Genomic DNA, 8982 nt, shown 5'->3' on the forward strand with positions numbered 1-8982 from the left:
CCGATGGTAGTGTGGGGTCTCCCCATGCGAGAGTAGGTCATCGTCAGGCACTTATACCCAAAATCCCCCGGGGCTCAGCCCTCGGGGGATTTTTTTATGCGTGGAATATGAAGTGCCGTGTTGCTGGATGAAGGCTGTTTTCCATAAAAAAAGAAGAATAACCAACTCCTTCATCACTCACTTCTTTCCCCGCGTGCCGTCTTAACGCGTTTTGTGTCAAAATGCTCGCCTCAAGGAGGATTGCCATGACACAAATGCGCTGGGACCAGTTACTTTCCCCACGACGTCTGCACGATCAACGCCCGGATAACACGCGCGAAATTGGCCGTAGCCCCTTTCATAAAGACCATGACCGAATTGTTTTTTCAGGTTCCTTTCGCCGCTTGGGGCGTAAAACCCAGGTACACCCGTTAACTGAAAATGATCATATCCACACACGTTTGACTCACTCGCTGGAAGTGGGCTGTGTGGGCCGCTCTTTAGGCATGATTGTCGGTGAACTTTTACATGATCGCCTGCCAGAATGGATTACACCTGCTGATATGGGTGTTATCGTGCAAACCGCTTGTCTGGGCCATGATATTGGTAATCCGCCTTTTGGCCATGCCGGAGAGTACGCGATCCGCGACTGGTTTCGCCGCGCACAAGGTAGCGGCCTACTGGATGGCTTGTCAGAAGCGGAGCGGGAAGACCTGCTCACGTATGAAGGCAATGCTCAGGGCTTTCGTGTTATTACCCAGATTGAATATAACCAGTTTAACGGCGGTATGCGTTTATCGGCCGCAACGCTTGGGACCTTGCTGAAATACCCCTGGACCGTACGCTATAGCGGGCGAGCAGGTAAGTTTGGCTGTTATCAGTCTGAACAGGCGCTCTTAAAAGAGGTCGCCGACGCAGTGGGTCTGCTGCCTCAGGGGGAGCAGCGCTGGTGCCGCCATCCGTTGGCTTGGCTAGTCGAAGCGGCCGATGATATCTGCTATGCCCTGCTGGACCTGGAAGATGGCTTAGAAATGGGCATTCTGCGTTATGAAGAAGTCGTGGAAATCCTTCGGCAAGTGGCTGGAGAGTTCCCGCCTGAGTATGCGGATATGGAGGATCGTCAGGTATCGCAGCGCCGACGAATCGCCCTATTACGCGGTGCTGCCATGGAGCGTGCGGTTAACGATGTCGGTGCGGTTTTTGTTCAGCATGAACAGGCGCTGTTAAACGGCACGCTAAAAGAGGATCTGCTTGAGCTGTGCCACCCGGATTTAGGCTGGGGCGTACAAGCAGCGAAGCAGCTGGCCCGCGAGCGTATTTTCCAAAATGAGCGTAAGGCCAAACTAGAGATTGGTGCCTACACCACTCTAGGCATTCTACTGGAGGCTTTTATTGGCGCCGCTCATGAGTTGCACCATACCGGACAGTCATCCTTCAAGCATCAGCGTGTACTGGCGCTAATCGGAGAGAATACGCCGTTGCCCTCCTGGCCGCTTTACGATAGCTATCGACGCATGCTGGACTTTATCGGCGGGATGACCGACCACTATGCAGTTGATCTTGCTCAGGAGATGGGTGGTCGTTTACGCGGCGATTAAGCAATAACGCATCAGACCGATGGCTGGCGGAGATGACGTAACTCTACCAGCCTCGCCCTTTCCATTAGCAAATAAATGATCTTGTCATGGATTGGGTCGCTTAGCGTGCCAGGTTTGAGGTCAGTGAGCTGCTTGGCAAGCTGCTCTCCACTGACCACCAGCACATCGCCAGTTGCCTCGGTGGTGTCAATTTCCCAGCCGGGCAATACGAGCACGCCCCGTACCGGTACCGGCACACCACAGCGCCGTTCAAGCCACTGGGTAAGCCAGCTAACGGCTTGACGTGTCTTATGAAGTGGGCGGCGCTCATGCCAATGAGGAAAGCGTAAGCGCTCGCGTTCAACCGCCACGGTATTAAGCTCTCGGCCGTCTGAGCCAATGGCTAATGCACGCGCCCGCGTTTCCAGCACGAACACGCCATACGGCGTAACCACCACGTGATCGATAGTGAAACTGTCGGTTGGTACATCATGGAATACGTAGTAAGGATGCGCCTCAGGACGAATAAGCCGCTCAAGCTCTTGGCCAACCGCCAGTTCGCAAGCAAGGCCAAGTTTTAGTCGCCGGATGCGCTGGTAATCACGTATCAATAATAAGGAAAACGTTAACACAAGCAGGGTGCTTAACAGGCCATAGAGTGCCCACTCCACCCAATCTTGTTGACTGACAAACAACATTCTTCCCATGCCGTATACCAGCGGGGCCAGGCTAATAATCGGACCTAAAGCACCATTTAAGAAAAGACTTGAGAAGGCCTGGTCAAGGCGATGGCGTAATGCTTGCCCTGGTTCACGCAGTGGCGCATCAAAAGGCGACTCAACGCGCGCATCATGCAGGCTGCGCAGGGCTAATACGATGCCGCCCATCGCGGCCATGGGAAATAAAAAGATGAGCGGTAGCAGGTATTCCAGCCAAACCATTGCAGTGCCTTGCCTTTTAACGGCCTACCTTATAGCAGGCCTGATGAGAGAAACGGATTAACCGCCAGCTAGCTTAACTTGATAACCCTGCGCGGTTAGTGCTTCTCGTAACGTATCTCGATGGTCGCCTTGAATCTCAATGATGCCATCTTTGACTGCTCCTCCCGTGCCGCACCGCTTTTTAAGCGTTTTCGTCAGCGCTTTTAGTTCCGTGCTGGGCAGTGGGATACCACTAATGGTCGTAACACCTTTACCTTTACGCCCACTGGTTTCACGGCGAATGCGTACGATACCATCCAGCGCAGCAAGGCGTGCTTGCTCACTGTTTTCCTCACAGCTACAGGCATCCAGTGCCTCACGGCACTCCGGGCACGTTTTACCATGCTCCGTTGAATATACAAGCCCACCAAGCTGGTCACGTAAAGAGGCCATTGTCACCCTCCTACTGAGCGTTGTGGCATGGGGAGGCTCCAGGCTTTTTGGTAAAGGCGTTCAATAACAGTGGGTAGCTGGTACATATTACTAATCATGATAGCGTTTTCTGGCGTCTCTTCGGCATCGGGAAAGCGATTTAAATGAATGACCGTCATCCCGGCCTCAAGTGCCGCACGAACACCCACCAGGGCGTCATCAATGGCAATACAGTCATGCGCACTATAGCCCATGATACTGGCTGCGTGCAGATGCAAACAGGGTTCAGGCTTCCAGCAGTTAGCGGTGTAGCCGCTAAACAGACGATGACCAAAGTAATCGTTTAGGCCGGTGGCCTGAAGTGCCGTGCGAATCTTGGTTTCAGGACCGTTGGAAACAACGGCACTTGGATAGGCTGACAAGTTATCCAGCGCCTCTCTGGCACCAGGGATCAGTGTCAGCTCTTCAGCAAGGCGATTAGCCAGATTGGCCCGCATGGCACCTTCCATGTGGGCGAGTTGGTCAGGGTCCACTTCGCCGTAGCGTTGCTGTAACTCGGCGACAATGCGTCGGAACCGAGCACCACGAAACTCACCAAGATAGTCAGCTGGTACGAAGGGCAATCCTACAGCGTTTAGCCCTATCGACATTTCTTCAGCTAAAAGAGGTTCACTATCGACGAGGGTGCCATCACAGTCAAACAGCAAAAGTGGGAGCGGCATTGTGGTTCCTTGCAGCGACTTAAACGCTACCAGTGTTGGTTGAACACTACCCAATGCCTATTGAACGAGATTTTTAGGCTTTTGTGAACACTGTTTCGTAATTTTTTGTAGCTAATGCCGCAATAAACCAGTCATGCACGATGCGTTAACGAAGAAATAGCGAAAACCGGCAAGGGACCGTTATATGCCAGGTGATATCTGCACCCGGGTCCGTTACGACTAGCGCGATAAACGGCGCGAATTGGCACTGCTACGCTGATGGTAAGGCTGCATGGCCTGACGGCTGGTGACCCACCAGGGCGCATGTTGTCCGCTGAGCATATTCAGTAACGTTTTTTGCATGGCGAAACCCGCCTCCATACTGGCTTCAAGTTTCTCCGTCACCATACGTTGGTTCTCTTTCATCATTTTTGGGCTGAAAAACGGCTGCGTTTGCCATAGCTGATTGCGGTGGTTGATCGTCGAAAGGGACGATGTCCAAAGCTCGAGGGCCATCATGCCGACTTTCCAAGCATCCATCATGGCGAAAGGGGACATGGGAATTAAGGCAGTCGGTGTCGCGTGCTTCATAAATTAGCTCCGAGGATGAACGTCTGTTCAGTGTTGGCCTCTCTATGCTGCAAAGCAATATTTATTTGTATCCGCTGCGTGTTAACCACAAAAAAGACGGCCAAATGGCCGTCTTTTAACCTACGTCATACTTGAATTTATTTAACTTTCGGATCCAGCTCGCCACGCTCGTAGCGGTTGAACATCTCTTCAAGGTTGATCGGCTTGATCTTGCTGGCGTTGCCCGCGGTGCCAAAGGCTTCGTAGCGAGCGATACACAGATCACGCATGGCGGTAATGGTTTCCTTGAGGAATTTGCGCGGATCAAACTCAGACGGATTCTGAGCCATAAAGCGACGTACGGCGCCAGTAGAGGCCAAGCGTAGGTCGGTATCGATATTGACCTTACGTACGCCGTGCTTGATGCCTTCAACGATCTCGGAAACCGGCACACCGTAGGTTTCCGGAATTTCGCCGCCGTACTGATTGATCACCTCAAGCCACTCCTGCGGTACAGAAGATGAGCCATGCATGACCAAGTGGGTATCCGGGATGCGCGCGTGGATCTCTTTGATACGCTGAATAGATAGCGTATCGCCTGTCGGCGGCTTGGTGAATTTATACGCCCCATGGCTCGTGCCGATGGCGATGGCCAAGGCATCTACGTGGGTGGCTTTAACAAACTCGGCGGCTTCTTCCGGGTCGGTCAGAAGCTGTTCCATATCCAGCTTGCCTTCCGCACCAATGCCGTCTTCTTCACCGGCCATGCCGGTTTCCAGGCTACCCAGGCAGCCCAGCTCACCCTCAACGGAAACGCCACAGGCGTGGGCCATTTCAACGGTGCGACGCGTCACATCAACGTTGTAGGCGTAGTCGGTCGGTGTTTTTCCATCTTCACCCAGCGAGCCATCCATCATGACCGATGAGAAACCCAGCTGAATAGAGCGCTGGCACACCGCGGGGCTGGTGCCATGGTCCTGGTGCATAACTACCGGGATATGTGGGAACTCTTCAACGGCAGCCAGAATCAGGTGGCGCAGGAAAGGTGCGCCTGCGTATTTACGCGCGCCTGCAGAGGCTTGAACGATAACGGGCGAATCGGTCGCGTCAGCTGCTTCCATGATGGCGCGCATCTGCTCAAGGTTATTAACGTTGAACGCCGGAATACCGTAGCCATATTCGGCAGCGTGGTCGAGCATCTGACGCATGCTGATCAAAGCCATGGGGTCACCTTCTTTAGTTATCAGTGTGAACGAGTGCGAAAATATGCAGGTTCAATTCGTTTAATGTTAACCGCGTTTGGCGGCTGCTTCGAGCGCGGCAACGGCAGGCAGCTGCTTGCCCTCAACATATTCAAGGAAAGCACCGCCCCCGGTTGAGATATACGAGACGCGATCCGCAATCGCATATTTATCGATGGCGGCTAACGTATCACCCCCGCCCGCAATAGAAAATGCATTGCTATCGGCAATGGCCTGGGAGATAACTTCCGTGCCTTTACCAAACTGGTCAATCTCAAATACGCCCACTGGGCCATTCCATAAAATGGTGCCCGCGTCTTTGAGCATGCTGGCCAAATGTGCCGCTGTTTCAGGGCCAATATCCAGAATCATTTCATCGTCGTTAACCTGGTCGACCGGCTTAACCACCGCATCGGCTGATTCAGAAAACTCGGTCGCCACGACAACGTCGGTTGGTAATGGAATGGAGACCTTTTCCATCAGTGCCTTCGCTTGGGAAACCAGGTCGGCTTCATAGAGCGATTTGCCCACATTATAGCCTGCTGCGGCAATAAAGGTGTTGGCAATGCCGCCACCCACGATCAGTTGATCGCACTTATCCGATAGCGAATTAAGCACATCAAGTTTGGTAGAGACTTTGGAGCCGCCCACAATCGCAGCCATGGGGCGCGCCGGATTGGCCAAGGCTTTTTTAAGCGCATCGAGCTCTTGCGCCAACAGTGGGCCCGCACACGCGCTTGGTGCAAAGCGAGCAACGCCGTGGGTAGAGGCCTGAGCGCGATGGGCGGTGCCAAAGGCATCCATTACAAATACATCACATAGCGCCGCGTACTGTTTGGCGAGCTGTTCTGCGTCTTTCTTTTCGCCTACGTTAAAGCGAACGTTTTCAAGCAACGCGACCTGACCATTTTCAAGTGTCGGTGGTGTCTCAAGGTAGTCGCTGATCAGCTCGACCGGTTGGCCTAGCAGGTCGCTTAAATGTTTGGCCACCGGGGCGAGTGAGAACTCATCAGAGGGGTCACCTTCGGTTGGGCGGCCAAGGTGACTCATCAGCATGACTTTAGCGCCCGCTTTCATCGCCGCCTGAATGGTAGGCAGCGCCGCTTTCAGACGTGCGTCGCTTGAGACATTGCCGTGCTTAATCGGCACGTTCAGGTCTTCGCGAATCAGCACGCGTTGCCCTTCCAAAGGCAGATCCATCATTTTTTGCACGTTCATGTGAGCGGTTTCCTCGTCTTCCGGCGGTGAATCGGGTAGTGATAGTTAGCCGATACGACTAAGCGGCGCGATCTCGGGAAAGCACGGCTAACCGTTGGGCAATATCGAGCATGCGGTTTGCAAAGCCCCACTCGTTATCAAACCAACATAAAAGCTTGATAAGGCGTTTTCCAGCGACGCGGGTTTGGGTCGCATCGAAAATGCCGGAATGTGGGTCATGATTAAAATCAATGGAGGCCATGGGCGCTTCGGTGTAGCCCAGCACTCCCGTAAGACGCTGCTGGCTAGCGTGATGCAGCAGGCCATTGATTTCCTGGGCGCTGGTGTCGCGACGCACGGTCAGTGCGGCATCCATCGCTGAAACATTAATGGTGGGAACGCGGACGTGTAAACACTCAAAACGGCCTTCCAGATGTGGCATCAAACGGCTGATGCCGCGCGCAAGCCCTGTGTCCACCGGCACAATTGACTGCATGGCCGAGCGCGTCAGGCGCAGATCAGTTTGATGGTAAGCATCGATCACTGGCTGATCGTTCATCGCAGAGTGAATGGTCGTGGTTACTCCGTGCTCCAGCCCCAGCGCTTCGTCGAGTACGGTAAGTAAAGGAACCAAACAGTTGGTGGTACAAGAAGCCGCTGATAGGATGCGCTGAGAGAGTGTCAGCTCGTGCTGATTAATTCCCCACACGATCGTTGCATCGACATCGTTTTCCGCTGGCTGTGAAAACAGCAGGCGCTTTGCGCCAGCACTTAGATGCTGCTCGGCTGTCGCGCGATCTTTAAAACTACCTGAGCACTCAAGAACTAGATCAACCTTCAGCGCTTTCCACGGAAGTTGGCGTGGATCTTTTTCACATAGCACCTGAATGCGCTGTCCGTTGACCACTAACGCTTCACCGTCATTCTCGACGTTTCCTGGAAAGCGACCATGAGTCGTGTCGTAACGGGTCAGGTAGGTAATCGTCGCCAAGTCAGAAAGCTCATTGATAGCGACGACCTCAAGACGCGAGTCGCCACGTTCAATCAGTGCCCGCAATACGCACTGGCCAATACGCCCATAACCATTAATGGCGATGCGATAGGTAGGAGCAGCGTGTGTAGAGGCAGATGTAGCCATGTAAGAAAGCGGCTCTTGGAAGGTGAATCAGTGACCGTCAATAAATAAAAAACATTCGCAATAATAGCGTATTTCAACCGCCTGCGCCTATCAGATGCCAAGCGAAAGGCAGCATCAGGGCAGTGAAAATGCCGGTAAGACTCATCCCAAGAGAGGCAAAGGCGCCTGCGGCCGGGCTGATTTCAAACGCTCTTACCGTTCCGATCGCATGGCCGTTTAGCCCCAGCGCAAAGCCGATAATGCGCTCGTCTTCAATGTTTAAAAAGCGTGCAGCAAGGCTGACGAACGCGGCGGTAGCAACGCCGGTAATCAGCAGTGCGCCCAACAAGAGCGCCACCGAGCCGCCAATCTGCTCGGTAATGCCAATCGCGATAGGCGCCGTTACGGACTTTGCCGCAATAGAGGCGAGAATAAGGGGTGAGCTACCCAACATCCAGGCAATTAGCAGGGCGTAGCAAGCCGCCAGCGTGGCTGCAATCGGCAGGCAGATAGTAAGAGGTCGCCATAGTGCCCGAATATGCGGCAACTGCTGATAAAGCGGCATACCCAAGGCGACGGTTGCGGGCCCTAACAAAAAGGTCAGCCAAGCGGCATCCTGCCGATAGGTGTCATACGGCAGGCCAATGGCGGCAAGCGTGGCAGCAAGCAGAAGTGCAGCGATCAAAATAGCCGGTAGCCAGGTCGGCTTTTTTAATCGTTTGAAAATCAGGTTACCCAACAAAAACGCCGCTAACGTTAGCCCAACGGCAAACAGCGGCGTCGTACTTAAGGTGCTTAGCAGGGCATTAGCGGGCATGCATTTTTTCCATCAGGCGCTTAAGTAGCCACAGCGTGGTGGTTACGCTTAATAGCGTACCCACAATCAGCGCACAAAGAATGGCTAGCCACTGGCCTGCAAGCTCATCAAGAATAAAAAACACGCCCACCACGCCCGGCATAATCAGCATGGCAAGCAGGCCGATTAATGGCTGCGCTGCGGCGGCGATTGTCGAGGGGACTCGTCCCCAAACGGCTAGCGTTGCGGTTAATAACAGCATACCGACAACGCCGGATGAAACCGGAAGACCGGTAAAGTAAACCGTTACTTCACCGATCAACCAGTAACTCACTAGCCATAAAAAGCCATTAAGTGCAGGCATTGTTAGCCAAGCAGTTCATTGGCATTTTTGAGGATATTCTCAACCGTAAAGCCGAAGTGCTTGAACAGCTCACCCGCGGGGGCGGATT

The 8982-nt window shown here is 53.6% G+C and carries 10 protein-coding genes; 1 reads left to right on the top strand and 9 read right to left on the bottom strand.

Annotated elements, in window-relative coordinates; all coding sequences use genetic code 11:
• Positions 1-245: 245 nt before the first annotated feature.
• A complete protein-coding gene (locus CZ787_RS13025; RefSeq protein ID WP_087109889.1) occupies positions 246-1577 on the top strand; it encodes a deoxyguanosinetriphosphate triphosphohydrolase in 1332 nt (443 codons plus the stop codon).
• An 11-nt stretch (positions 1578-1588) separates the two neighbouring features.
• Here CZ787_RS13025 and CZ787_RS13030 read toward each other — a convergent pair whose 3' ends face one another.
• From CZ787_RS13030 to CZ787_RS13070, 9 genes are all read right to left on the bottom strand, one after another.
• Positions 1589-2497 carry a nuclease-related domain-containing protein gene (locus CZ787_RS13030; RefSeq protein WP_087109891.1) on the bottom strand — a complete coding sequence of 303 codons (909 nt, stop codon included), beginning with the start codon at positions 2495-2497 and terminating at the stop codon, positions 1589-1591.
• A 57-nt stretch (positions 2498-2554) separates the two neighbouring features.
• Positions 2555-2929 (bottom strand): translation initiation factor Sui1, encoded by a 375-nt coding sequence (locus CZ787_RS13035; protein ID WP_087109893.1) that lies wholly within the window; start codon positions 2927-2929, stop codon positions 2555-2557.
• Between the two features lie 2 nt (positions 2930-2931).
• Positions 2932-3630 (bottom strand): HAD family hydrolase, encoded by a 699-nt coding sequence (locus tag CZ787_RS13040; RefSeq protein ID WP_087109895.1) that lies wholly within the window; start codon positions 3628-3630, stop codon positions 2932-2934.
• 219 nt (positions 3631-3849) lie between these two features.
• The gene (locus CZ787_RS13045; protein WP_087109897.1) at positions 3850-4200 is read right to left on the bottom strand and encodes a hypothetical protein; all 351 of its coding nucleotides are present in this window, start codon (positions 4198-4200) and stop codon (positions 3850-3852) included.
• A gap of 137 nt (positions 4201-4337) precedes the next feature.
• On the bottom strand, positions 4338-5402 hold the full coding sequence (fba, locus tag CZ787_RS13050; RefSeq protein ID WP_087109898.1) for a class II fructose-bisphosphate aldolase: 1065 nt from the start codon (positions 5400-5402) through the stop codon (positions 4338-4340).
• 66 nt (positions 5403-5468) lie between these two features.
• A complete protein-coding gene (locus CZ787_RS13055) occupies positions 5469-6638 on the bottom strand; it encodes a phosphoglycerate kinase (RefSeq protein ID WP_087109899.1) in 1170 nt (389 codons plus the stop codon).
• A gap of 58 nt (positions 6639-6696) precedes the next feature.
• Positions 6697-7755 carry a type I glyceraldehyde-3-phosphate dehydrogenase gene (locus CZ787_RS13060; protein ID WP_087109901.1) on the bottom strand — a complete coding sequence of 353 codons (1059 nt, stop codon included), beginning with the start codon at positions 7753-7755 and terminating at the stop codon, positions 6697-6699.
• Between the two features lie 73 nt (positions 7756-7828).
• A complete protein-coding gene (locus CZ787_RS13065; protein WP_087109903.1) occupies positions 7829-8551 on the bottom strand; it encodes an LrgB family protein in 723 nt (240 codons plus the stop codon).
• Entirely contained in the window at positions 8541-8894 is a 354-nt protein-coding gene (locus CZ787_RS13070; protein ID WP_087109905.1) for a CidA/LrgA family protein, read from the bottom strand. Before CZ787_RS13070 ends, CZ787_RS13065 begins: the two co-directional genes overlap by 11 nt.
• Between the last annotated feature and the right edge of the window lie 88 nt (positions 8895-8982).

It is taken from the genome of Halomonas citrativorans (genome assembly GCF_900163645.1).
Taxonomy (GTDB): Bacteria; Pseudomonadota; Gammaproteobacteria; order Pseudomonadales; family Halomonadaceae; genus Vreelandella; species Vreelandella citrativorans.